Here is a 24,842-nt window from a genome sequence, read left to right as displayed (position 1 = left end):
AGCAGGCACACCAACCGAGCCAACTCTGCTGAATCCGAGAGTTTCCGCTATATTCGGAAATCTCCCAACCAATAAGTATCATCTTTTAAGATGGACACTCCCTTTATTTGAAACACGAAGTTATTGTAGGAATTCACCGAACCGAATTTGTGAAACCGGTCCGGTTTAGCGGGATACACGGAAAAATCGGCCGATTAATCCGCGGGTCTTAGAGACGGCTCACAATTGGCGGAATGCCATTGTTCGCGATAGACATCGTAGGCATATTGCTGGCGAATTTGCAGGCTACCGGCCGACAATGAATAGACATCCGGCAAGTTATAGCCGTTAAAACGATTGGCCTTGATCAGACTGTAGGCGCCGAGCTCGGCGAACACCAATTTTTCGCCCACCTCCGGCACACGCCGAAAACGGTAAGTACCGAAAACGTCACCGGCCAAACAGGTAGACCCGGCCACTATCGCCGAATGCAAGCCGTATTCATCGCTATCCAACAATCGGGGTTGGCGTTGGTACTCGAAGACTTCCGGATGATGGTTGATCGACGTATCCACGATCAGCACGGTTTTGCCGTCGCTGTCGAAGCGATCCAGCACTGTAGTCACCAAATAACCGGCGTCGCCGACCAAGGCCTTGCCCGGCTCCAAAAACACCGACAATCCAAAGCTTTCGCGCAAGCGTCGCAAGACCTGAACCAACTGGCCGGGTGCGTCGCGGTAACGATAGCCGCCGCCCAGATTCAGCCAGTGTAAGGTTGGCGCCTTCATCAGCAACGGCTGGATCACGGCCAGGGTTTTCATCAGCGGGGTAAAATCCGCGCTCTCGAATACATTATGAAAGTGCAAACCCTTAACACCCGGCGGTAAGCCGCCGCTCAACTCGGCGACATCCACGCCCAGCTTGGAATGCGGCCGACACGGGTCGAAGCGCGGGTCGTCGATAAACGAAAGTTTCGGGTTGATCCGCAATCCCTTCGAGGCATACAAGGAGTTATCGGCCAGGCGCTGATACTGGCTCAAGGAGTTGAAGCTGATATGGGTGCAAATTTTGCGCAATTCGGCGATTTCGGCCGGGCGTAGACCTGGTGAAGTCAAATGCACGGTGCCGGACCCGCCCAGAATTTCGTAAGCCCATCGCGCCTCGAACAAGGAACTGACCGAAAAACCGTCGATTCGCCCGCGCAACGATTCCATTAAAAAGCCCAAGGGCAAGGCCTTGATCGAATACAACACGTGACAACCGGCCATATCCCGCAAGGCCAACAACGGTCGCAAATTTTCGGCGACTTTGTCCATGTCCAACACAAACGCCGGTGTCGTCTCGACGCTCTCCAAACACGCTCTAAACATCGTCACCCCTCTCTCCCCCTGCCACGGTAAAGCGCGGCTTCGGTTATCACATAATCCATAAACACATCGTGCGGCTCGGTCACGACGTCGGATACCAATTGAGACTCGTAGCAAATGCCGACCAATAAACAATCGGCTCGAACCTGCCTCAACAAGCGATCGTAGTACCCGGCGCCGTTGCCCAAACGCCCGCCGCGCTTATCGAAAGCCACGCCCGGCACCAGCACCAAGTCCAGATCGGTGACCGCCACTTGCCGCTCGGGTTGGTAGCGTCTTTCTACCGGCGGTTCCGGAATCCGCCAGGTACCGGGCCGCAACTCGGTTAAATCGTTTAAGCGCCACAAACCCAAGCAGCGCGCGCCGCCGACGTCCTCGGTGCAATAAGGCACGACCACCGATTTTTCCAGCGCCAAGGTGTCGTTAATCGCCGTATGGGTCTGGACTTCGGAACGACAACCGACATACCACAGCACCGTAACGGCGGTCTGAAACCAGATCTGATTCATTAAGCGACATTGGATTGCCGCGCTATGCAAAGCCGGCTCGCTTTGCGCCGCTCTGGCTCGATACGCTTGCCGGCGCTGATCGGCTTTAGTCATGTTCAACCGCCGCCAGCGCTTGCGCCAATAAATCCGGTGCCTCGCTCAACAAATGCAGCGCGTCCTGTTCCTTACGCAGCCAAGTGAATTGGCGCTTGGCAAGTTGACGGGTGGCAACGATGGCTTTCTCCCGAAAGGTCGCGAAGTCGTATTCGCCGTCCAGATAGCTCCAGGCCTGGCGATAACCGACGCAACGCACCGACGGCATCGCCGTATCCAGGTCGCCGCGCGCGCGCAACGCCCGTACTTCGTCGATAAATCCGCCGGCCAGCATAGCGTCGAAACGCCGTGCGATCTTGTCGTGCAAGGTAGCTCGGTGTTCGGGCGCCACGATCAATTTGACGTAGCGGTAAGGCGTTTCGACCTCGCCGGCCGCACCGAAAAAACTGCTCAGCGGCCGGCCGCTGAGTTGGTAAACCTCCAGCGCCCGCTGTACCCGTTGCGGATCGTTGGCGTGGATGCGCGCCGCCGCTTGCGGATCGATTTGCGCTAGGCGGGCGTGCATCGCCGCCTTGCCGAATTCAGCCAACTCGCTGTCCAGCCGGCGCCGCAGGTCGGCATCGGCGGCCGGCAATCGAGCCAAACCTTGGGTTAACGCGCTGAAATACAGCATCGTGCCGCCGACCAGAATCGGCAACCGGCCGCGTTGCAGGATGTCGTCGATCGCGGCCAGGGCTCGATCGCGGAATTGGCCGGTCGAAAAGCTATCGCGCGGATCGAGGATGTCGATCAAATGATGCGGGACGCCGCCGCGCTCGGCCGGCGTCGGTTTAGCGGTACCTATGTCCATGCCGCGATACACCAGCGCCGAATCGACGCTGACGATTTCGCTGTTCATCGCTTGCGCCATGGCCACCGCCAACGCCGACTTGCCGGATGCGGTCGGCCCCATCAACAAGACCACCTTGGCTTTGCTCGGCTGCTCCATCATTGACCGCGCATGAAAAAGCGGTCCAGATCCTGGTGGCTCAAGCGTACCCAAGTCGGTCTGCCGTGATTGCATTGACCAATACGCTCGGTTTGCTCCATGTCGCGCAGCAAGGCATTCATTTCGTCGATACTGAGCTTGCGGCGGGCTCTGACCGAACCGTGGCAAGCCATCGTCGCCAACACAGCATTGATTTTCTCCTCGACTTGGCGACTGAAGCCGTCGTTGAGCAAATCGGCCAACAAATCGCGCACCAGCCGATCGACATCGCTCTTCGCCAGCAGGGCCGGCGTCGCGCGCAGCACCACGGTTTCCGGCCCGGAGCGGGTCAATTCGAAGCCCAAGTCGTGAAAAAACGCATGCTCACGTTCGGCAAGATCGGCCTCGGCGGCCGTCACCTGCAATTTGATCGGCAGCAACAAAGGCTGGGAGACGATGGCGGACTGATGGTAATGCTGCTTCAAGCGCTCGTAAGTCACTCGCTCGTGGGCGGCATGCGCATCGACCAGAATTATGCCATCGGCCGTTTCGGCCAGAATGTAGATATTGTGGATATGCGCCACCGCGAAACCCAGCGGCGGCATCGCCGAGGCCGGCGCGGCGGCGGGCGGCGTATCGTCGGTCGGATAGAGTTTGGCGTAGGCCAGGATTTGCTCCGGCACGTTAACCGCCGGCCGCGCCGTTGGCCGGTAAGCGCTTGGCGCCGGCTGTCCGGTCCGCGCTGGCGGCTCGGACAAGTCCAACGGTAAAGAGGCTTGCAACGGCGCTGGCGCGGCAGCCGGATTCGGAACTTGCACTTGGGCAGCAGGCAAGCTTTGATGGTCTATCGCGATGCCCCCCTCGCTACCGGGTCGCTGAGCCGCCAGACTGCGATGCAAAGCCTGGAACAAAAAATCGTGTACCGTCCGGCCCTCACGAAACCTCACCTCCAGTTTGGTCGGATGCGCATTCACATCGACCAGTACCGGGTCCAGCGTCAAATACAACACGAACACCGGGTGGCGACCGTGATACAGGACGTCCTGATAGGCTTGCTTGACCGCGTGCGCGACCAACCTGTCCTTGATCAAGCGGCCGTTGACGTAAAAAAACTGTTGATCCTGCTGGCCGCGCGAGAAAGTCGGCAAGCCGACCCAGCCATGCAGTTGCAGACCGGACGCGGCGTAATCGATCTTCACCGACTGCTCGATAAACGCCGAGCCGCAGATCGCGGCGATGCGTTTTTCCTGCTCGGTCAGGCTGGTGGCCGGCTTCAGATGCAGAATCTCGCGCTGATTGTGGTTCAACACGAAACCGACATCGAAACGGGCCAAGGCGAGTTTTTGGATCAGGCTTTCGATATGAGCAAACTCGGTTTTCTCGGCTTTTAGAAATTTGCGGCGGGCCGGGGTGTTGTAGAACAAATCGCGGACATCCACTGTGGTCCCGGCTGGATGCGGATCGGGTTGCGGATCGAAGTTTTTTTCGGTGCCGTCCGCACTGACCAGCCAGGCGCATTCGGCCTCCGGGGTGCGGGAAATCAAGGTCAACCGCGCCACCGAACTGATGCTGGGCAAGGCCTCGCCGCGAAACCCCATGGTCCCGACCTGCTCCAGATCGTCCAAGGATGCGATTTTGCTGGTGGCGTGGCGAGATAACGCCAGCGCCAGATCGTCCTTGACGATGCCGCAGCCGTTGTCGCGAATCCGAATTTGGCGGATACCGCCCTGCTCGATGTCTATCGTGACTTGGTTGGCGCCAGCGTCGAAGCAGTTCTCGACCAATTCCTTAACCACCGACGCCGGACGCTCGACGACCTCGCCGGCGGCGATCTGGTTGACCAGTTGAGGAGGTAAAGCGTGTATCCGCATGGCAAGCGCCCAAAAAGCGCGTATTTTAACGGATAGCGACTCGAACGGGGATTTGGAGCCTTGTCCAATGACACATAAGCCTAGACGAGGGGATGTATGTCCAGTGCGAGATGCGCCTGATGCTGCAAAAGTTGGGATGTGGAGACATGATCGTGACTATACATACTCAAGCACTCAACACGCACGCTCAAGTGCAAGGCTTCGTTTCCAACAACGAAGCCATCTGGTCTCCGCTGACGGATCGGGCAGCGGCTTACGGCTGGATGACCGATACGCTCAAGCTGTTTCGTTTTTCATAAAAAATATCAAAGACTTGTCAGCATAAATCAATTCAAAAATCCACCCGCATCACCGTCACGGCGTGGCCTCGGTAAAATTCCTCGGCCACGCTCCGCCAACCTAGACGGCGGTAAAAACTCGCGCGATCCGGCGTGAACAAATATAAAGCGCCGACGCCGGCCGCCTCGACTTGCGCCATCGCATGGCGCACTAGTGCCGAACCGACGCCGCGATCGCGAAATTCCGGCGCCACGTAGACGCTGGCCAACCACGGACTCAGTTCCGGCCGGGTATCCATGTCGGATTCGATGATAGCGGCGGAGCCAGCCAGCCTACCCTGCCACTTGCCGACAAAAGTACTCGGCACCAAGTCCGCGCCTAGATAAGCCTGCATTCGAGCGACCCGCTCACTCAGAACGAAGCCGGGGTTTAAGTCGGCCCACTGCTGATGGTGCCAAGCAGCCAAGGTTGGCAGATGCTCGGGCTCGGCCGCTAAATCGATAATGTGCATCGCTGGTCTGTGGCGTTTTTACAAATACCCGAGTGCGCTCGATGACGCGGAAGGCGGCAATTTTAAAACAAAATCGGCTCGGCGAGGTTCGCGGCCGAAACGGTTCCGGTAACGCGCCCGGAAACGCGCTTCGACGCCATTCGGTGCATGCCCGATCCTCGGCGGCCCTCTCTGTCTGGCGCCCCGCTAACTCAGCACCCGTTGCTGTTTGATCTTGGCGTCGAAATGATCGATGTCGCCGATCAATTCGCACCGGGACAAATCCGCCAGGGCGTGTGAGGCGATGTAATCCGCACCGCTGCCGCCCAACCAAAGCTTGCTGTCGAGACTGGCGCCGAGTATCTGTTTTAGTTCCAAGAGCGTCGCTGTTTCCGGCGGCGTCTTCACCAGCCCCATGACCAGCGCGTCCGGACGTAAATGCGCGGCGGCGGCGACAATATCGGCCGCCGGCAAATCGGCGCCGAGGTAATAACATTGGTATTGCTGGGCCGAAGCCACCAGGCAACACAACAGGATTCCGAATTCATGCGGCTCGCCGCTCGGGGTCGCGAACATGATGGACGGGTTGTTAGGCGAGGGTCGGTGCAAATTGTTGACCATCGTCAGCACGATACGCTGCACGCAACTCGAAAACATATGTTCCTGGGCAATGTTCAATCGGCCCTGCTCCCACAAATAACCGACTTTATGCAACGCCGGCAACAAAACGTCTCTGGCGTAGTCCAACGGCTCGCTTGCCAACAGCGCCCGTTTCAACAGTTGCTCGCAACGCTCGATCCGATACTCGGCTAATGCATCGACGATTTGCTCGATCAGCGGCAAAGTGCGCGGCTCGGCCACCGTCGGCGCAGCTTGTTCCTGGAACGCCCGTAATTGCGGGCAATCCATGCCGGCGATCTTACTGATCGGATGGCCGTTGCGAGTCAGATTGACCAGCAAGGTCAGTTTTTCCAGGTCTTGCTGGGAATAATAGCGCCGACCGGTACCGGTGCGGGACGGCGTGATACACGAATAGCGTCTCTCCCAGGCCCTAAGGGTCTCGGGGGTCAAGCCGGTCAACGAGGTAATGGCCTTGATTGAGTACATTGTTCACGTTTTGTACATTATTTTCTTTGACAAATATTCTACAAGGTAGTAACGTTATTGCCAACTTAAAAATAAAAAAAGAAACGCTATGTCAGAGCTCACCGCTTCCAATGCATTCGAAGAGATTCAACCGACGCAAGAATCGGAAACCTCTCGGCTGGCCGGCAAACTGGAACATGCCCGGCAACATCTGTCCGTCCTGATTCGGAACGACCGGAGCGCCGCACAAGCCCTGGCCGAACAATTGATCAGGCAACTGCAAAAAGGCAGCGATTGTTCCGAGCTGGTGGCCTCCAGAAGTCAGCAAGACTACAAAGCCTTGTTGGACACGCTCGCCATCGGTTTGAACGTCGATTGCAGCCACTGCCCCGATCAAATCGACCAGATTGTCGATGACGAACTTGTACAAGAAGATTACTTTGTACAACTTTTCGAACCGCAAAGGCTCAATCAATGCGACGCCATCCGAACTCTGTTACCGCTATTGGACAAACTGCACTTCATGCCCGTATTTTTATTGGCCGTCGCCGCCAGCGCCGAAGCCTTGATCGAGGATACGGCGTACAAGGCGCGATTGACGGCGGCCAGAAAGGAATTGAAAACCGCCCGTCAACAAATGATCAGCGCCAACACCGGCCTGGTGGCCTTCGTCGCCCACAAATACAAAACCAGCAATCTGAGTTTCGACGATTTGATGCAGGAGGGGCTGGTGGGACTCATCAAGGCGGTCGACCGTTTCGATCCGGATCGGGGTATCTGCTTTTCCACGTATGCGATTTACTGGATCAAACAAGCGATTTCCCGCTTGATCGTCAAGCAGGAGCGCATCGTTCGCCTGCCGGTCGCGCTGGCCGAAAAAGCCAACACGGTGTTCGACGCGATGCGTACCTGTTATTTAAAGAACGAACGTTGGCCGACGCTTGAAGAACTGAAAGCGGGTTGTGATCTGTCGGAACAGGAGATCAAGACCATCAGCAGCTACTACCAAGCGACTCATTCGCTGGACGCGGCGGTCAACGACGACGAAGACGGCCTGGATCTGATGGCGAAAATGCAACAGCACCAATTCAGTTTACCGCTGGATGAACTAATAGAAAGGGATTTGGCTCAATACGTCGACAAAGCGGTGGCATCCTTGCCGGAGAAGCAAGCGGCCATTCTGACGATGCGTTTCGGATTGCGCGATCATACCGAAATGACCTTACAGGCCGTCGCGGACCAACTGCATGTCACCCGGGAAAGAGTTCGGCAAATTCAGAACGATGCCTTAAAAAAACTGAAACAACAGTTTGGTTTTGACCTTATGCTATTTCTCGAGCCCAGGGATGGCTAACTATAACAAGTAACGACGCAGGTCAGGCTAACACTTAACAAGAGGAGTGATTATGTCATCAGAAAAACAAAATACCGGTAAACACGAGCCGCAGCCGGACTGGAAGCTGGAGGTGGATAAGCAATGGCGACAGTTTTCGGGCAAGGCCAACGATTTTTATAACGATCACAAACACCTGTTTTCCATGTCCAAGGTGGCTTCGATGCTCGGCGGCACACTGGTCGTCGCTTGGCTGGGCAGCGGCTTTTACATCGTTGGAGAAGGCAATCGCGGCGTGGTTGCCCGTTTCGGCGCCTATGCCGACACGACGCTACCGGGCCCGCATTGGCACTTTCCGCTGCCGATCGAAGAGGTCACCATCGTCAACGTCGAGCAACAACGCTTCATCGAAATCGGCTACCGCGATTCCAGCCGATTGAGCAAATCGTCGTTGATTCCGGCGGAATCCTTAATGTTGACCGCGGACGAAAACATCATCAATGTCCGTCTGGCGGTGCAATATCAGGTCAACAACGCCAAAAACTACTTGTACAGCGTAAAGGATAACGAAAACACGTTGAAGCAAGTCACCGAGAGCGTCGAACGCGGGGTGATCGGCCGTAACAACATGGACTTCGTACTGACCGAGGGCCGCAGCCAAATCGTCGCCGAACTGAAGGAACAGATTCAACAAGCGATGGACGACTACCGCACCGGCATCACGATCGCCAGCGTCAACTTGCAAGACGCTCAACCGCCAGAAGAAGTTCAAGGCGCGTTCGAGGACGCGATTCGGGCTCGGGAGGACAAGCAACGCTTGATCAACGAAGCCGAAGCCTATTCCAACGAGATTATCCCCAAGGCCCGCGGTGCCGCGTCTCGAATCATCCAGGAGGCCGAGGCTTACGAGGCTGAGAAACTCGCCAAAGCCAAGGGCGAAACCGAACGTTTCGATCAGTTATTGGTGGAATACGAGAAAAACCCGGCGATTACCCGCAAGCGTCTCTATCTGGAAGCCAAGGAAAAACTGTACAGCAGTACCAATAAAATCATGTTGGGCGCAGACGGCGCCAACCCGATGCTGTACATGCCGCTACCGCAAACCGCCGGCCATCCGGCCAGTTCGGCGACCACCGGCGGAGTAGAAGCCGAGCATAACATCGAACCGTCCGCAAAAGATAAAAATGCCGCCCGCAAAAGCAGCGGCGATTTACGCCCAAGCAGGAGCAAACCATGAGCAGCCGAATCCAAGTCCTGATTCCCAGCAGTCTGTTGTTACTGATTTTGGCCTACATGTCCGTGTTTTACGTCCGCGAACATGAAAAAGCCATCCTGTTCCGTCTCGGTGAAATGGTTAGCGCCGATTACAAGCCGGGACTCCATTTTAAGACCCCCATCATCAATAACGTCAGCACGTTTGATGCGCGCGTGCTGACCTTGGACGCCAAGTCCGAGCGTTTTCTTACCTCCGAAAAGAAGAACGTTATAGTTGACTCGTTCGCCAAGTGGCGAATCGGTGATGTGGGTCTTTTTTATACCACGGTCGGTGGCGACGAGTTTCAAGCTAACCTGCGCCTGGACCAAATCATGAAGGACGCGATGCGTAGCGAATTCGGCGTCAGGACCATCAAACAACTGATCTCCGAAGACCGCAGCGAGTTGCGCAACACTTTGCTGCAAAAACTGGCGCCGACCGCGGCCAAGTTCGGCATCGACCTGATCGATATCCGCGTCAAACGCATCGATTTGCCACCGGAAGTCAGCAGCTCGGTTTATCAAAGGATGCGCGCCGAACGGGAACGGGTCGCCCGGGAATTCCGTTCGCAAGGCGCCGAAAGCGCCGAACAAATCAGCGCCGAGGCCGACAAGCAGCGGCAAGTCATCGTAGCCAACGCCCAGCGAGATGCCGAAAACATTCGCGGCCGCGGCGACGCCGGCTCCGCCGAAATCTATGCGAAAAGTTTCGGACGCAATCCGGAGTTCTACGCCTTTTACCGCTCGCTGCAGGCGTACCAAACCTCGTTCGAGAAAACTCAGGATACCCTGGTGTTGAAACCGGATTCGGACTTTTTCAAATACTTCTCCAGCGAAAAATAAACGGGGAACCGCGCCATGAAAAAATTCTTAATCTTCATTACGATCATCGCGGCGATCGGTATCGTGGTATCGGCGGTGCTCAACCGCAGCCTGCCTGATTACGATCCGCATTACGAAATCTCTTATTCGGATTTCATCGAGGATGTCCGCAACAAAGTCGTTACCGAAGTCGTGATTAGCGGTTACGACGTCGAAGGCCGCCGTCAGAACGGCACCCGCTTCGTCACCTATAACCCGAATGACGCCCGGATGATCGACGAATTGTTGGAATACGGCGTCAAGATCAAAGTCGAAAAACCGCAACCGCCGTCAACCTTATTTCAAATACTGATGTCGTGGGCGCCAACCTTGCTATTGATCGCGGTGCTGGTTTATTTCATGCGCCGTCAGCAAGGCGCGGGTCCCGGCGGCCAAATGGGCTTCGGCAAGAGCCGCGCCAAATTGATGGCCGAGGATCAAGTCAAGGTTCGCTTCGGCGACGTGGCCGGCGTCGAGGAAGCCAAGGAAGACGTCAAGGAAATGGTCGACTTCCTGAAAGACCCCAGCAAATACGAAGCCCTGGGCGGCAAAATCCCGCGCGGCGTGCTGATGGTCGGCCCTCCCGGAACCGGCAAAACTCTGCTGGCCAGAGCCATCGCCGGCGAAGCGGGCGTACCATTCTTCTCGATCTCCGGCTCCGATTTCGTCGAAATGTTCGTCGGGGTAGGCGCTGCCAGGGTCCGCGACATGTTCGAGCAAGCCAAAAAGCGCGCGCCTTGCATCATCTTCATCGACGAGATCGACGCGGTCGGCCGCCAGCGCGGCAGCGGCAATCTGGGCAACGACGAACGCGAGCAAACCCTGAACCAATTGCTGGTGGAAATGGACGGTTTCAGCGGCAACGAAGGCATCATTGTCATCGCCGCCACCAACCGCGCCGACGTGCTGGATAAGGCGCTACTGCGTCCCGGCCGGTTCGACCGTCAAGTGCAAGTCGGCTTGCCGGACATCAAGGGCCGCGAGCAAATCCTCAAAGTCCACGGCGCGCGGGTGCCGCTGGCCGAGGACGTCAACATCAACGATCTGGCGCGCGGCACGCCGGGATTTTCCGGCGCCGAACTGGCCAACCTGATTAACGAGGGCGCCCTGTTCGCGGCTCGCAACAACAAGAAAGTGGTGTCGATGGCCGAGCTCGACAAGGCCCGCGACAAAATGATCATGGGCGCCGAGAAACGCACGATGGTGATGAGCCGTGACGATTTGCTGATGACCGCCTACCACGAAGCCGGCCACGCGATTGTCGGCCGGTTGGTGCCCGAGCACGATCCGGTTTACAAGGTCAGCATCATGCCGCGCGGCGGCGCGCTGGGCATCACGATGTTCCTGCCCGAGCGCGATCAGTACAGCGCCAGCAAGGACAAATTGGAGAGCCAAATCTCCAGTCTGTTCGGCGGCCGGGTCGCCGAAGCGTTGATCTACGGTAAGAACAAGGTCACCACCGGCGCTTCGAACGACATCATGCGCGCCACCCAACTGGCCCGGAATATGGTGACCAAATGGGGCTTGTCGGAACGACTAGGGCCAATGGACTACGGCGACAGCGAAGGCGGCTACATGGGCCCGCAATCCAAACCGATGTCGGAAAAAATGGCGCAAGTGATCGACGACGAGATTCGTGCGGTGGTCGATACGAATTACAACCGCGCGGAGACCATTTTGAAGGAAAACATCGAAATCCTGCACAACATGGCGCACGCCCTGCTGGACTGGGAAACCCTGGATAAATTTCAAATCGACCAACTGATGCGCGGCCACCAAATCGCACCGCCGGAACCTGAGCCGGAACCGGTGGTTGCCGAGGACGCGGATGCGGAGCCCGCCGACGCAAACCCAATAGACGGAAGCCTGGAACCGGGACCGGCCCTGGCGTCTTAACCTTCCTCCTCTATATACCCTCCAAACCTGCAACACTCTTGGAGGGTATCTTTTTCGAGGTGTCGCGATGCAGACCAAAACCCTAGCGGGCAAAACCCTCGACATCGTGGAATTGCTGCTGCAAGTCAACTTTAACGCCGCGGTGTTGCTGGTTCTGATCAGCTCGGCGTTGTCGATGTTCGGCGGTGCCATCTATTTCGAGGATAACAGCGACCTGTACGGTCCGCTCGCCAACAATCTGCGCTTGATGATGTTTTACTTGAGTCTGGTGCAGATTGCCGTCTACAGCTTTTATTTATACGGCAACAGCCCGGCCGCGGTCGCCGGTCTGGGCGTGTTTTTATTATTGTTGACCGCGTCGTTGGGGTTTTACGCTTCGATCAACCAGATCGAAATCGACGAGAAATACGCCGAGCTATTCCTGTACGCCGGCGCATCTCACCTGGTGTACGGCGGTCTAGCGGCATTCCGCCAAGATCGACACGGCGGATCTTCCGCTTCGAGAGGACATTAACCGATGACTACGCAAAGTTAATCGACCAACGGCCGGCACCACAATAACGACAAACCGGCCGACTTCACCAAGCTTGCATTCAGAGAGGGGGACTCCATGCCTATCAAGCTACCGTTCGACGCCACCAGACCGGTCGCCGGCCAAGCCAGTGTCGAGATCGAAAAACCGATCACTGAAGTGTTCGATTTCGTCGGCACCCGCTTTTTCGACAATTACCCGAAATGGGCCGAAGAGTTATTGGCGTTTCAAGCCCTGGACGGCGAGGAGGTCTTCGTCGGCGCCAAGGCTCGACAATGCATACTCGAAAACGGCGAGCCCATCGAATCGGTGTTCGAAATCACCGAATACCAACCCGAAGACACCCTGATTTTTCGCGGCTTGACGTCACCGTATCGGCATAGTTATTTACTCCAAGGTCTCAACGACCGCAGCCCGACTCGCCTGACCTTTCGCTTCGAGTTGCTCAATCTCGACGTGTTCATGCGGCCCTTCGAGAAACTGATCCGAGCCGCGATAGAAGACGGCGCCGAAAATACCGTGGAAAACATTCGCAACCTGATCGTCGCCGAGTCGCCTTAGTCTGGCGTCAAGTTCGACCATAAAAATAAAACGCTTACCGGGAGTAACTAACATGCCTTTCGTAGTCAAAAAAGACAGCGGCATCATTCCGCAAATTCTATCGGCGATACTCGACGAATGCGTCAACGGCGTGACGTTGGCCGATCCCGATCTCGACGATGCCCCCATCGTTTACGCCAACAAGGCCTTCGAGCGCCTGACCGGATACGGTAGCGATGAAATCGTCGGCCACAATTGCCGGTTTTTGCAAGGTGAAGACCGCGATCAGCCGGCCCGCCGCCAAATTGCGGAAGCGATGCGTAAGCATGAATCGGTCGAAGTCGAACTGCGGAATTACAAGAAAGACGGCACCCTGTTTCACAATCGGCTACGCATTATCCCGCTGTTCGATAACAAACAACGGGTGATGTACTACCTCGGCGTGCAATACGACATTACCCAGCAAGTCAACGCCGACCACGAAATCCAAGCCCTCTCCGCCCTGCTGGGCAGCACGCCCGGCCAAACCGGTTAATCCGACGGAGGTGTCCAATGAACGCCGCAATCGATACCCAACCCGCCGCCGCGATCGCTTTTAACCAAGCCTTGTTCGGGCTCGCCATTCTCGCCTTCGTCGCTTTACTGGTTTTGGAAAAACGTCAGCCCCATTTGCCGTTTTCGACCAAAATCTACAAAGAATCGCTGGTGACCAACACCGCCGCCTTTTTAATCAACAATCTGATATTGACGGTATTGCGCGCCTCGTCGCTATTTCTGGTCGCGCAACAATTCGCCGATTTCGGTCTACTTGGCAAGTTGGACAACGGTCCGGTGAAATGGCTGTTGGCCTTCGCCTTTTTCGATTTGGCGATTTACGCTTGGCACTATGCCAGTCATCGCTTCGAATGGCTGTGGCGGTTCCACAAAATCCACCATAGCGACAAGTGTTTCAACGTCTCGACCGGCTTTCGCTTCCACGTCTTCGACCTGTTGCTGGAAATCCTCTACAAATGCGTGTTCGTGGTATTGATTGGGGTGGATGCCTATCTAGTGCTATCGATCGAAATCATCGAACTGTTTTTCATCTTTTTTCACCACGCCAACCTGCGCGTGCCGCACGAGCAGACCCTGTCGCAACTGATTATCACCCCCTCGCTGCACCGCACCCACCACTCTAAATTGCGTAGCGAACACGACAGTAACTACGGCATCGTGCTGGCAATATGGGACCGGCTGTTCGGCACCCGGCTGGAATTGGCGCCGGCCCAGATCGGACTGGACTTGATCGAAGCGGAAAATTTCATTCAATTGTTTTCGCTGGCCTTCATTACCGAACGCCAGTTTCGCAAGTTGCTGCGTTGGATACCCAACAGCAAAAAGCCGTGAGGTCCCGGCCATGTTGATTAAAACCCGCTCGGCGTTTCGCGATCACGACGTGACCGACCCTGCCACATTCCAAACCCGCCGCGTTCTTCTGAAAGCCATGGGGCTGGCCGCCGCCGCGCCGTGGACCTTGGCCGCCGCGACCGAAGACCGGCAATCGATAGCCGACGCCAACGCCGTTACCCCGGCCAGGCTGGTCGAGCAATACAACAACTATTACGAGCTAGCTTTCGACAAGGAAAGCGTCGCGCAATTGGCTAGACATATCGCCGTCGAGCCTTGGCAAATCGAAATCGCCGGCGAAGTCGAAAAGCCCGGCGTCTACAGCCTCGAGGACATACTGCGCGACCATCCCCGCCAGGAACGCATCTACCGCTTACGCTGCGTGGAAGGTTGGTCCGCGGTAATTCCGTGGCTGGGCTTTCCGTTGGCGGACTTGCTGAAACGCGCTCAACCGCTGTCCGCCGCCCGTTTCGTCAAGTTCACCTCGGCCGCGCAACCCGAGGCCATGCCCAAATTGCGGGCCGGCGCGATGTTGGACTGGCCTTATGTCGAAGGACTACGCCTGGACGAAGCGTTGCATCCGTTAACGATTTTGGCCAGCGGCATGTACGGACGGGATCTACCCAAGCAAAATGGCGCGCCGCTGCGCTTGGTCGTACCCTGGAAATATGGCTTCAAAAGCATCAAAGCCATCGTCAAAATCGAATTGACCCGGCGAGCGCCGTTGACGTCCTGGAGCCGCTACGCGCCGAGCGAATACGGCTTTTACGCCAACGTCAACCCGGCGGTGGCCCATCCGCGCTGGACCCAAACCAGCGAGCGCGTGCTCGGCTCGGATTTTTTCACGCCGCGCCGCAAAACCGAATTGTTCAACGGCTATGCCGACCAAGTCGGCCAACTTTATAGCCAGATGGACCTGAATCATTTTTTCTAATGTCCGCGTTCATCCTCCGCCATTTAAAGTCGATCACGCTCGCGGTCTGCTTGCTGCCGCTGTTGTGGCTGATCGCCGATACCGAACTGGATCGTTTGGGCGCCAATCCAATTCAGGCCGTGCACATTCGGCTCGGCGATTGGGCCATGCGGTTTTTATGGATCACGTTGACGATTACCCCCGTACAAAGCATATCCAAATGGCGCGGCATGGCCGATTACCGGCAGATTTTCGGACTGTACAGTTTCCTTTACGCCAGCCTGCATTTATTGGCCTATTTGTGGGTCGATCACGCGCTGGCCTGGGACGCCATCGTGCCGGATGTCCTGCAAAGCAACTATTTGTGGATGGGACTGATCGCGTACAGCCTGATCCTGTTGATGGCAATCACCTCGTCGAAATGGGCGATGAAACGGATGGGCAAACAGTGGAAGCGGCTGCACCGCTACATCTATCTGGCCTCGGTATTGGTGATTCTGCACTACTATTGGCAACTCAAGGGCAATCTGGCCGAGCCCGGTTTTTATCTGGTCATCCTCGGTTTGCTGCTGGGCTTTAGACTGGTTGGCTGGTTGAAGAGCCTGCGGCAAGCCTTGGTGCTTGGCGCCGGCCAGCGCGACTGACGATCCGACGACGAGGCGACGAAGATGGCAAATCCAGCGATATTAATCACCGGCGGAACCGGCTTTTTGGGCAGCGCCTTAACCGAGGTCCTGCTCAAGCAAGGCTATTCGGTCCACATCTTCAGCCGCGACGCCGAAAAAGTCCGCGCCCGCTTCGGCGATCGGGTCGCGCCCGTGGTTACGCTAACAGACTTGCCGGATGCCGGCGAATTCCGCGCCATCGTCAATCTGGCCGGTGCCGGCATTCTGGATCGGCGCTGGAGCCAGGACCGCAAGCGGGAATTGCGCGACAGCCGGATCGGCCCCACCCGGCAACTGGCCGACTGGATTAATGCCTCGACCCGGCCGCCGGGCGTCCTGATTAGCGGTTCGGCGATCGGCATATACGGCGACCAGGGCGAGCGTCGATTGGAAGAGACCAGCCCACCCAAGCCCGACTTCGCGCAGCAGCTATGCGCCGATTGGGAGGCGGCGGCCATTGTCGCCGGATCGTCCGGTTGCCGGGTCTGTTTGCTGCGTACCGGCTTGGTATTAGGCAACGGCGGAGGCCTGCTGCAACGCCTGTTGCCGGTTTATCGCCTGGGGCTGGGCGGCACGATCGGCGACGGCAGGCAATGGATGTCCTGGATACATTTGACGGATTGGCTGGCGATCGTCGAAACCTTAATGAACGATAGCAACCTGGTCGGACCGTATAATGCCACCGCGCCGACCCCGGTCGACAATCGTCAATTCAGCCAAGCGCTGGCCAGGACGCTACGTCGGCCGATGCTGTTGCCGCTGCCGGCCTGGCTGCTACGGCCGTTAATGGGCGAAATGGCCGAACTGCTGCTGGGCGGACAACGCGTGTTACCAACCCGCTTATCGAATCACGGCTTCGGTTTTCGCTATCCGCGTTTGGACGACGCTTTAAACCAACTTTTACTCCGCCACTGACCATCCCGACCGTCTATGCTCTTCAACAGTCTGGCTTTATTACTGGAATTCACCACCTTCATGGCTTGGTGGGAGGCACTCGCCGTCGGCGTTGCGCTGACCATCCTGCTGTACTCGCTAACGCCGCCGCCACCCGCTTACTGGGAAGTCAAGCTGCCGAATACGTTATACCTCTACCTACAATGGAGTTGGCTGGGCTATACCAGGCTAAGTAGCGCGTTCTGGCCGTTCTTCCTGATTTACAATCCGATCCTGTTCGGCGTCGATTATCGACTTCAGGAAGGTTCGTTCACGGCCGCCAGCTGGATCACGATACACCTCATCTGCCTGATGCCGTTGATTTACTGGACCGGCGCGGTGTGGCGCTGCTCGGCGCATTGCACGGCAAGATATTGGGCAGTGCTGGCCAGGCTGGCCACGATCGCCGCATTTGCCGATCTGGCGTTGCGCTGGGTGATTTATCGGTATTACCCCAACATTCTGTTCAATTGCCAGCAGATGATCGCACAGTTCGGCGACTGCTAAGCCATGAGCGACAAACCCTATCGCGTTGCGCTGTTCCTGTTTCGGCGAGACTTACGCGTGGACGACAATACCGCGCTGAATGCCGCGCGGCACGGTGCGGACCGTGTGATAACGGCCTTCGCGTTCGATCCTCGCCAAATTCAACCCCATCCCTATCAAAGCCAGCCCGGTCTGCAATACTTGCTGGAGGCCGTCGCCGGTCTGCAACGCGATTTAGTTAACCGCGGCGGCAAGCTGTACTGCTTCGCAACCCTGCCCCACGATTTGATTGCCCGGCTCCGCGAAACGCTCGGCCTCGATGCGGTCTACATCAACCGCGATTACACGCCGTTCAGTCTGCGTCGCGATGCCGAAATCCGCGAATGCTGCAATGCGTTGGGCGTGGCCTTGCACATCACCAACGACCTGCTGCTGACCGAGCCGGAACAAATCGCCAGTGCTAAAGGTAATCCCATTCAGGTATTCACCCCGTTTTACCGGCGAGCCCGGCAAATACCGGTCGCTGCGCCGGGAGCGCTGGCCGACGGGGGTTGGTATACCGACACTCTGGCCGGCGACGATGCCGATTTACCGGAACGCTACCGGCGTCCGCATCGCAACCCGATTGCCGGCGGCCGCGCCAGCGCGTTGCAAAGTCTGCAAGCCGTGTCGAGCTGTCGCGACTACGCGCAAAACCGCGATTTCCCGGCACTGGCCCAAACCAGCCGGTTGTCGGTACACCTAAAATTCGGCACCTGCTCGGTCCGCGAGGCATACGCCGCGATTCAGCATCAATTAGGGCCGGAACATCCGTTGCTGCGACAATTGTATTGGCGCGATTTTTTCAGCCACATCGCCTATCGCTTTCCGCACGTGTTCGGGCAGGCTTTCGACCGCCGCTACGACGCCGTGCCCTGGCGCAATAATCTTGACGACTTCACGGCCTGGACCAAGGGCTTGACCGGCTTCCCGATCGTCGACGCGGCGATGCGCGAATTGAAGCAAACCGGCTGGATGCACAACCGCTTGCGGATGGTGGTCTCGTCCTTTCTGGTCAAGGATTTACATATTTCCTGGCGCTGGGGCGAACGCTATTTCGCCCAACATCTGCTGGATTACGATCCCTGCGTCAACAACGGCAATTGGCAGTGGGCGGCATCCACCGGATGCGATGCCCAACCCTATTTCCGGATCTTCAACCCCTGGCTGCAACAACAGAAGTTCGATCCGCAATGCAACTACATCAAAACCTGGTTGCCGGAATTGCGGACTTACTCGGCGAAGGTGATACACCAATGGGCCAGCCAACCGCTGGCCGGCGTTTATCCGCCACCGATCGTCGAGCACGGCGCGCAAAGCCAGATAATTAAAGCCCAATTCAAGGCGCTGTCCACGCCACCGATCCGAGAGAACTCCGATGCGTAAAACCTGTTTACTGTTACTGACTCTGGCCGGCTGCACCGGCATCCCGGACGGCGTCGTCGCGGTCAAGGATTTCGAATTGTCCCAGTACCTCGGCACCTGGTACGAAATCGCTCGGCTGGATCACCGCTTCGAACGCGGCCTGAGCGACATTCGCGCCGAATACAGTCTGAATTCCGACGGTAGCGTCAAGGTGTTGAACAGCGGTTATTCGGCGGAAGCCGGAGAGCGGGAGAGCGCCGAAGGCCGGGCCGAATTCGTCGAGACGCCCACTGTCGGCCGCTTGCAAGTGTCGTTTTTCGGGCCGTTTTACGGCGCCTACAACATCATCGCCTTGGATAAACCGGGCTATCGTTACGCGATGATCGCCGGCCCGGACCGAGACTATTTGTGGATACTGGCCCGCGATCCGCAATTACCCGCCGCGACGTTAAAAGCCTTGGTGGACCAAGCTCGAACCCTGGGCTTTGCCACCGATCAACTGATTTACGACCGGCACCCACCATCCGAGCAAATCCCATGACGAAAATTCCAGTCGGTATCAGCAGCTGTCTATTGGGCCACGAAGTCCGTTACGACGGCGCTCACAAATACCACAGCTACATCGAACGCACGCTGGGCCAGTACTTCGAATTCCGCGCCTTCTGCCCGGAAGTGGAGGCTGGCCTAGGCATCCCACGCCCTTGCGTGCAACTGCGAGAAACCTCGCCCGGCGTGATACGTTGCGTCGGCGTCAAGGACCACGGATTCGACGTCACCGAGCGTTTGGAACAAGCCTCGGCAAAGCAGGCCGACTGGTTGGCCGAACTGTGCGGCTATATATTGAAGAAGGATTCGCCGAGTTGCGGCATGGAGCGGGTCAAGGTCTACAAAAACGACATACCGGCGCGTTGCGGTACCGGCATTTTCGCCGGATTTATCCAACGCCGGTTTCCCTATTTGCCGATCGAAGAGGAAGGCCGGCTCGGCGACCCGGCCTTGCGCGAGAACTTTATTCAGCGGGTATTCGTGTTGCGGCGTTGGCGGGAGCTGACAGAGGCCGGCCTCGGTGTACACGCCCTGATGAGCTTTCACAGCCGGCATAAACTGATCGCGATGAGCCACGACCAAAATCAGGCCCGCGCACTGGGCCGGCTGGTCGCCGACGCCAATGCCGCGAATCTGACCGAAATCGCCGACGCCTACCTAGCGGCCATGATGGCCTGTTTGAAGGTCGTCGCTACCCGAGGCAACCACGTCAACGTGTTGCAGCACATCCAGGGCTATTTGAAGCAGAAACTGGACAGCGACGCCAAGCAGGAGCTGGTCGAAACTATCGAAGCCTATCGAACCGGCCTGCTCCCGCTGATCGTGCCGCTAACGCTGCTGAAACACCACTTCCGCCGCGAACCCGATCCGTTCATCGACCAATCGTTTTACCTGTCGCCGCACCCGGCGGAATTGGCGCTGTTGAACGCGATATAGCGGGTCGCCGCAGCCAATTCAGCCAGACAAGCCCGCACGCAGTCGGCAAACAGGAAACGCTGTGCTTACCCGATGGCCGACCGGTCGTGGACGCACGATGGGACATCCCTCCTCGTTGTCCGCGCTAAAATTCCAACTTGATCGAGCCCAAAAATGCCCTAGGCGTGCCTATGGTGCGGCTACTACTGGCCCCGCTGATATAAGCATCGGTGAAATAGCTTTTATCAAGCAAATTGTAAACATTGAGCTGCGCGGTCAATTTGGATTTATCGACCTTCCAGGAATAAGCGGCCAGCAAGTCCACGGTCGCGTAGCCGGCGGTCTGGTAGTTGTCGCCGGTGCCGTCGGTGGAGCCGTCGCGCATGGTCACCCCGCCACCGACTTTCACGCCTCGCAATTCGCCACCCAGAACGTCGTAGGTTGACCACAAACTACCGACATTACGCGGCACCGCGTATAGGCGGTTGCCCTGCAAACCGTTGTTGTCCTTGGTCACACGAGTATCGAAGTTGGAATAGGTGGCGATCAGGTTCCAACCGGGCAGCAATTCGCCGCGGATGTCCACTTCCGGCCCGCGACTACGCACTTCGCCGGCGGCGATACTGAAGTTGCTGTTGAGCGGCGAATTCGGGTCGCGGGTTACGACGTTTTGTTTGGTGATGTCGTAATACGCCAATGTGGCGCTGAATTTACCGTCGAAAAATTCGAACTTACTGCCGATCTCCCACTGCTGGGCACTCTCTGGCGGTAACGGTTTGCCGCTGGCCGAGATGGCCCACTGATTGGACACCCCGAAGTTTTCGATGTAGTTACCGTAAAAACTCAACCAATCTTGCGCTTGCCAAAGCACGCCGACCCTGGGCGTCACGTCGTCGTCCACCGGTTGAGCGGTGTGGCTTAAATTATCCCACTGCTTGACGTACTGGTAACGAAATCCGCCCAGCACATGCAGGCCGTGCGGCAGCTTGATCTGATCCTGGGCGTAAATCCCGATGTAATCGGCGCTATTATTGCCGCCCCAGCCCGCGGAAACCCAAGGGCTAACAATATCGGCGTTGTGGACGGGGTGGTAAACGTCGATGTTCGCCAATTCGGCCGAGTACGGGTCGCTAATATGATCGACGCGGTAATAGTCGCCGCCCAACAACAAGGTATGCGCCAACGGCCCGGTCGCGAACCGACCGGTCAAGTCCAGGGTCGTAAAGTAGGTGTTGTGAGTGCCGTCTATCAAAGTTTGGCTGCGCGGCAGCAAGTTGCCGGGTAACAACGTATCGGCCGCCGCGCTGGTCCAATGCTGAACGTTATCCAGCAAATCGGCGACAAAGCGCTGCTTGATGCTCCAATCGTCGTTAAATTGGTGCGACCAATTCAGCCCGATCAGTTTTTCCTCGACCCGGACTTTACCCGCTTCCATCAAATTGCGGGAACGCGGCATGTTGATGAAGCCGCCGTTCAAATACGGCCAAGTATTGTTATCGTCAATCAGATTGTCGTGGCGATATTCCATTTCCAGACTGATTTGCGTACGCGGGCTGACGTTCCAGGTCAGCATCGGCGCGATGAAGGTGCGCTCGCTGTCGACCAAATCGCGAAACGAAGCGCTGCTTTCAAACGAACCGTTGAAACGGTACAGCACGGTGTCGTCGTCGGTCAGCGGGCCGGTAGCGTCCAAGCTCGTGCGGTATAAATCGAAGGATCCAAACTGCTGTTGCAGCGCGTAATACGGTGTCGCCAACGGCTGTTTGGTGACGACGTTGACCATGCCGCCCGGCTCCATCCGCCCGTACATGATCGCGGCCGGGCCTTTGATGACCTCCAGGCGTTCGACGTTGGCCATTTGCCGGGTACCGATCGACGCGAATTGGCTATCGATGCGAAAGCCGTTGCGAAAAAAGGTACTGCTCCGAAACCCGCGCAGAAAGATGTCGTCCGACAAGCCGCCGGACCCGTGGCTGACCGTGGCGCCGGCCACGTTCTTCAACGCATCGGTCATCTGGATGATTTGTTGATCGTTCAAGACCGCTTTCGGGATGATCTGGATGTTGACCGGCGTTTCCATCAACGGTGTATCGGTTTTGGTGGCGCTGGCGGCGGTGCGCACGGCGTAGTCCCGATTGTCCGGCGAGTTAAGATCGTAGACCGCTTCGCCGACCACCGAGACCGCCGGCATCGTCGCCGCCGATTGCGGTTCGGCCGACTGCTTGGCCGGCGCGGCTTCCACGGTAAAGGTGTGTTCGGCGGTCTTCCGAGCGCTCAAGCCCGAAGCGTGCAGCAGGATTTGCAACGCCTGTTCCGGCGCATGGCGACCGGTCAGCGGCTGCGAACGCAATTTGGCGACCAACTCGGCCGGATACAGCAAACGCAGGTCGGCCTGATCGGCCAGTTGGGTCAACGCGCCGTCCAAGGCTTGCGCCGGAATATCGAATTGCCGAAGCTCGTCGGCCAGCGCCGCCAGGCTGACGCAGCCGACCATCAGGGCCGAGGCCGTCCTACGGAGCCGGAACGCGCGCTCGGCGGCAGTGAGGGTTTGCGGATGAAGTTTCATGTCGATTCCTTAACGTTAAGGCGGCGCCTATGCCGCGTCTTCGTTAAGACGGACGAGCGGAACGATCTTGTAATGAACACCGAAATTTTTTGCGAGGGGCCGCGTCGGCCTGTTGCAGAAGCGGCAGGCCATACCGCCGACACCGGCAACGTCAGCCCCCGCGCGTTGATGCGTTTGACTAGCGAGCCGATCGATCGTCTGCATCGGACGTTCCGGCTATCGCCCCGACGTTCACCCAAGCAAAGTCCGCGCTCAGCCGTGCAACACCGCCAACCAAGGCGTCAATCGGCTGACTTTTATCGCCAGGATGTGCTCTATCATCCCCAGCGCGGCGTCGGCATCGTTCAGCGGGAACACGCCGCTGACCCGAAATTGCGCTAGCTTGGCGTCCGCGATCAGGATGGTGCCGGGAAAATAACGGTCCAACTCCGCCACTACTTCAGCCAAGCTCCGGTTTTTGAACACCAGCTTGCCGCGCTGCCAGGCAGACACTTGCCCGGCATCGACGCCCAAATCCGCTTGCAGACCGGTTTGCGCGCGATAAACCGCCTGATTTCCGGCCTCGACGCGGCTATCGGCGCGGTAATCGGCGTCCGCCAAGCCTTTAACCGCGACGGCGTGTTCGCTTACGCTAATCCGAGTAGCGGCGTCCTGTTGCCAGACTTCGAACACGGTACCCAAGGCCTTGACCACCGCCGAGTCGGTCGCCACCTCGAACGGCCTGCCGACATCGGCGGCAACCCGAAACAAGGCTTGGCCGCGCTTCAAGGTCAATTGGCGGCCGCTAGCGGTATAGCGCACATCCAACGCGGTATCGGTGTTCAAAAACACAACGCTGCCGTCGGCCAACCTGACGGTTTGCTGCTCGCCAACGCCGGTGCGGTAATCGCTAAACCAGGCATCGGCCATGCCCAAGAACGGAAGCACGGCGACGAATGCCAATACCGCGGCGACGGCCAAGACCCGCAAAGCCCCGAAAGTACCTGGTTTGACGTCATCCGGCCGCGTCGGCGGGCGCGCCGAGTCTTCCGCCGGTCTCGCGGCCAGACCCATTTCCAACCATAACCGTTCAGCGTCGCGAAATGCGCGTAGATGGGCAGCGCTACGATTGCGCCACTCGGCGGCGGCCCGTCGCTCGCGGTCGCTTGCATTACCGGCATGCAAGCGAATCACCCAATCGATCGCTTGATCGGATAATACGGTGATTTCGGAAACGGACGCTTTAGTCATCGGTGCTGGATCGCGGTTCGAACAGTATTATGACGGGATTGCCTAGCCATCTTGCCGCAAAATTCGAGTTCGGTGGCCGGCAGGCGTCTAATAGCCTTTCAGGCGGTCCCGACAATGTCGCATGGCTCTGGCCAGGTGCTTGGCCACCATGCTTTCCGAGATATTCAGGCGTGCGGCGACTTCCGCATGACCGAGGCCCTCGACGCGATTCCAATAAAACGCCAAGCGGCAATCGTCGGGCAATTCGGCCATTGCTTGCTGCATCGCTTGCAAGCGTTGCTGGTGTTCGTATCTAAGTTCCGGCCCCGGTGCCGGAGCGGCGATAGCGTGCAGACTGACTTCGTCGATATCCTGCATCAAGCGATTTGCACTCAGCCGCTGATAATCGATCACCAAATTGCCGATGACCCGATACACAAAAGCGCGCGGGTTCTCGATGCGTTCCGGCGCGCCGTGCCGGCTTAGGCGCAGATAGGCTTCTTGCAGGATATCCGCCGACATCTCTTCCGATCCCAGCTTGCGCAGGATAAAACGGCTGAGCTGATCGCGATGCTGGTCGAGAAATTCGGCAATCCGCGCGGCTGTCAAGCTGGTTTGATGCGTTAACGTTTTCGATGATTTTGTCGGAACGGAATGGTCTGCCATGGCGGTGTGTGAGTTACCGGTCGTGCTGTCGGCAAGCACAAGTCGCACCTGAAAGCATTACTCGATAGAAATCAACATTCTCTGGTCAATCGCCGCCCCGTGTTTCGGGTAAAAAATACGTGCTTTGGCCCAATATATGTTAAATAACACAGTTCT

At 57.6% G+C, this 24,842-nt stretch carries 25 protein-coding genes; 16 read left to right on the top strand and 9 right to left on the bottom strand.

Annotation, left to right across the window (positions count from 1 at the left end; genetic code table 11):
• Nucleotides 1-194: 194 nt before the first annotated feature.
• From ACQE3D_RS08360 to mutL, 4 genes are read right to left on the bottom strand one after another with little or no spacing between them, the layout of a single operon-like run.
• Nucleotides 195-1,349, bottom strand: coding sequence for a carboxynorspermidine decarboxylase (locus tag ACQE3D_RS08360; protein ID WP_427551761.1), 1,155 nt, complete (start codon nucleotides 1,347-1,349; stop codon nucleotides 195-197).
• A gap of 2 nt (nucleotides 1,350-1,351) precedes the next feature.
• Nucleotides 1,352-1,948 (bottom strand): 5-formyltetrahydrofolate cyclo-ligase, encoded by a 597-nt coding sequence (locus ACQE3D_RS08355; RefSeq protein ID WP_427551594.1) that lies wholly within the window; start codon nucleotides 1,946-1,948, stop codon nucleotides 1,352-1,354.
• The gene (miaA, locus tag ACQE3D_RS08350) at nucleotides 1,941-2,876 is read right to left on the bottom strand and encodes a tRNA (adenosine(37)-N6)-dimethylallyltransferase MiaA (RefSeq protein ID WP_427551759.1); all 936 of its coding nucleotides are present in this window, start codon (nucleotides 2,874-2,876) and stop codon (nucleotides 1,941-1,943) included. The genes ACQE3D_RS08355 and miaA overlap by 8 nt, the downstream gene beginning before the upstream one ends.
• Nucleotides 2,876-4,726 carry a DNA mismatch repair endonuclease MutL gene (gene mutL, locus ACQE3D_RS08345; RefSeq protein WP_427551592.1) on the bottom strand — a complete coding sequence of 617 codons (1,851 nt, stop codon included), beginning with the start codon at nucleotides 4,724-4,726 and terminating at the stop codon, nucleotides 2,876-2,878. The genes miaA and mutL overlap by 1 nt, the downstream gene beginning before the upstream one ends.
• Before the next feature lie 152 nt (nucleotides 4,727-4,878).
• Between mutL and ACQE3D_RS08340 the strand changes: the two genes are divergently transcribed.
• A complete protein-coding gene (locus ACQE3D_RS08340; RefSeq protein ID WP_427551590.1) occupies nucleotides 4,879-5,025 on the top strand; it encodes a hypothetical protein in 147 nt (48 codons plus the stop codon).
• A gap of 32 nt (nucleotides 5,026-5,057) precedes the next feature.
• Here the strand turns inward: ACQE3D_RS08340 and ACQE3D_RS08335 are convergent, their stop codons facing one another.
• Entirely contained in the window at nucleotides 5,058-5,516 is a 459-nt protein-coding gene (locus tag ACQE3D_RS08335; protein WP_064030837.1) for a GNAT family N-acetyltransferase, read from the bottom strand.
• A gap of 186 nt (nucleotides 5,517-5,702) precedes the next feature.
• Entirely contained in the window at nucleotides 5,703-6,602 is a 900-nt protein-coding gene (locus ACQE3D_RS08330; RefSeq protein ID WP_064030838.1) for a MerR family transcriptional regulator, read from the bottom strand.
• An 88-nt stretch (nucleotides 6,603-6,690) separates the two neighbouring features.
• Between ACQE3D_RS08330 and ACQE3D_RS08325 the strand changes: the two genes are divergently transcribed.
• From ACQE3D_RS08325 to ACQE3D_RS08255, 15 genes are all read left to right on the top strand, one after another.
• The gene (locus ACQE3D_RS08325) at nucleotides 6,691-7,935 is read left to right on the top strand and encodes a sigma-70 family RNA polymerase sigma factor (RefSeq protein WP_071159805.1); all 1,245 of its coding nucleotides are present in this window, start codon (nucleotides 6,691-6,693) and stop codon (nucleotides 7,933-7,935) included.
• A gap of 52 nt (nucleotides 7,936-7,987) precedes the next feature.
• Nucleotides 7,988-9,151 (top strand): FtsH protease activity modulator HflK, encoded by a 1,164-nt coding sequence (gene hflK / locus ACQE3D_RS08320; RefSeq protein WP_427551589.1) that lies wholly within the window; start codon nucleotides 7,988-7,990, stop codon nucleotides 9,149-9,151.
• Complete coding sequence (hflC, locus tag ACQE3D_RS08315; protein ID WP_427551588.1) at nucleotides 9,148-10,011, top strand: protease modulator HflC; 864 nt, start codon at nucleotides 9,148-9,150, stop codon at nucleotides 10,009-10,011. Before hflK ends, hflC begins: the two co-directional genes overlap by 4 nt.
• A gap of 15 nt (nucleotides 10,012-10,026) precedes the next feature.
• On the top strand, nucleotides 10,027-11,925 hold the full coding sequence (gene ftsH, locus ACQE3D_RS08310) for an ATP-dependent zinc metalloprotease FtsH (protein WP_071159807.1): 1,899 nt from the start codon (nucleotides 10,027-10,029) through the stop codon (nucleotides 11,923-11,925).
• Nucleotides 11,926-11,992: 67 nt separating this feature from the next.
• Nucleotides 11,993-12,439, top strand: coding sequence for a hypothetical protein (locus ACQE3D_RS08305; protein WP_071159809.1), 447 nt, complete (start codon nucleotides 11,993-11,995; stop codon nucleotides 12,437-12,439).
• A gap of 96 nt (nucleotides 12,440-12,535) precedes the next feature.
• Nucleotides 12,536-13,018: an SRPBCC family protein gene (locus ACQE3D_RS08300; protein ID WP_071159812.1), complete on the top strand. Its 483-nt coding sequence runs from the start codon at nucleotides 12,536-12,538 to the stop codon at nucleotides 13,016-13,018.
• 52 nt (nucleotides 13,019-13,070) lie between these two features.
• Nucleotides 13,071-13,532, top strand: coding sequence for a PAS domain-containing protein (locus tag ACQE3D_RS08295; protein WP_064030845.1), 462 nt, complete (start codon nucleotides 13,071-13,073; stop codon nucleotides 13,530-13,532).
• Nucleotides 13,533-13,549: 17 nt separating this feature from the next.
• Nucleotides 13,550-14,383 carry a sterol desaturase family protein gene (locus ACQE3D_RS08290; protein WP_071159814.1) on the top strand — a complete coding sequence of 278 codons (834 nt, stop codon included), beginning with the start codon at nucleotides 13,550-13,552 and terminating at the stop codon, nucleotides 14,381-14,383.
• A gap of 10 nt (nucleotides 14,384-14,393) precedes the next feature.
• Nucleotides 14,394-15,317: a protein-methionine-sulfoxide reductase catalytic subunit MsrP gene (msrP, locus tag ACQE3D_RS08285; protein WP_427551587.1), complete on the top strand. Its 924-nt coding sequence runs from the start codon at nucleotides 14,394-14,396 to the stop codon at nucleotides 15,315-15,317.
• On the top strand, nucleotides 15,317-15,940 hold the full coding sequence (locus ACQE3D_RS08280; RefSeq protein ID WP_064030848.1) for a sulfite oxidase heme-binding subunit YedZ: 624 nt from the start codon (nucleotides 15,317-15,319) through the stop codon (nucleotides 15,938-15,940). The genes msrP and ACQE3D_RS08280 overlap by 1 nt, the downstream gene beginning before the upstream one ends.
• Before the next feature lie 24 nt (nucleotides 15,941-15,964).
• Nucleotides 15,965-16,876 (top strand): TIGR01777 family oxidoreductase, encoded by a 912-nt coding sequence (locus ACQE3D_RS08275; RefSeq protein WP_427551585.1) that lies wholly within the window; start codon nucleotides 15,965-15,967, stop codon nucleotides 16,874-16,876.
• A 15-nt stretch (nucleotides 16,877-16,891) separates the two neighbouring features.
• Nucleotides 16,892-17,401 (top strand): hypothetical protein, encoded by a 510-nt coding sequence (locus ACQE3D_RS08270; RefSeq protein ID WP_168028853.1) that lies wholly within the window; start codon nucleotides 16,892-16,894, stop codon nucleotides 17,399-17,401.
• A gap of 3 nt (nucleotides 17,402-17,404) precedes the next feature.
• Entirely contained in the window at nucleotides 17,405-18,805 is a 1,401-nt protein-coding gene (locus ACQE3D_RS08265) for a cryptochrome/photolyase family protein (protein WP_427551584.1), read from the top strand.
• Nucleotides 18,798-19,325, top strand: coding sequence for a lipocalin family protein (locus tag ACQE3D_RS08260; RefSeq protein ID WP_427551582.1), 528 nt, complete (start codon nucleotides 18,798-18,800; stop codon nucleotides 19,323-19,325). The genes ACQE3D_RS08265 and ACQE3D_RS08260 overlap by 8 nt, the downstream gene beginning before the upstream one ends.
• Nucleotides 19,322-20,266: a YbgA family protein gene (locus ACQE3D_RS08255; RefSeq protein ID WP_427551581.1), complete on the top strand. Its 945-nt coding sequence runs from the start codon at nucleotides 19,322-19,324 to the stop codon at nucleotides 20,264-20,266. The genes ACQE3D_RS08260 and ACQE3D_RS08255 overlap by 4 nt, the downstream gene beginning before the upstream one ends.
• 124 nt (nucleotides 20,267-20,390) lie before the next feature.
• On the opposite strand, the gene ACQE3D_RS08250 is transcribed toward ACQE3D_RS08255, so the two are convergent.
• From ACQE3D_RS08250 to ACQE3D_RS08240, 3 genes are all read right to left on the bottom strand, one after another.
• Nucleotides 20,391-22,811, bottom strand: coding sequence for a TonB-dependent siderophore receptor (locus ACQE3D_RS08250; protein WP_427551580.1), 2,421 nt, complete (start codon nucleotides 22,809-22,811; stop codon nucleotides 20,391-20,393).
• A 252-nt stretch (nucleotides 22,812-23,063) separates the two neighbouring features.
• Nucleotides 23,064-24,041 (bottom strand): FecR family protein, encoded by a 978-nt coding sequence (locus tag ACQE3D_RS08245; RefSeq protein ID WP_427551578.1) that lies wholly within the window; start codon nucleotides 24,039-24,041, stop codon nucleotides 23,064-23,066.
• Between the two features lie 87 nt (nucleotides 24,042-24,128).
• Nucleotides 24,129-24,686: a sigma-70 family RNA polymerase sigma factor gene (locus ACQE3D_RS08240; protein ID WP_082885647.1), complete on the bottom strand. Its 558-nt coding sequence runs from the start codon at nucleotides 24,684-24,686 to the stop codon at nucleotides 24,129-24,131.
• Nucleotides 24,687-24,842 lie beyond the last annotated feature (156 nt).

The organism is Methylomonas sp. MS20 (genome assembly GCF_050275925.1).
In the GTDB taxonomy this organism is placed as follows: Bacteria; Pseudomonadota; Gammaproteobacteria; order Methylococcales; family Methylomonadaceae; genus Methylomonas; species Methylomonas koyamae_A.
The sequence above is the reverse complement of the archived record's forward strand: the minus strand, read 5'-3'. Positions and strand labels throughout refer to the sequence as shown.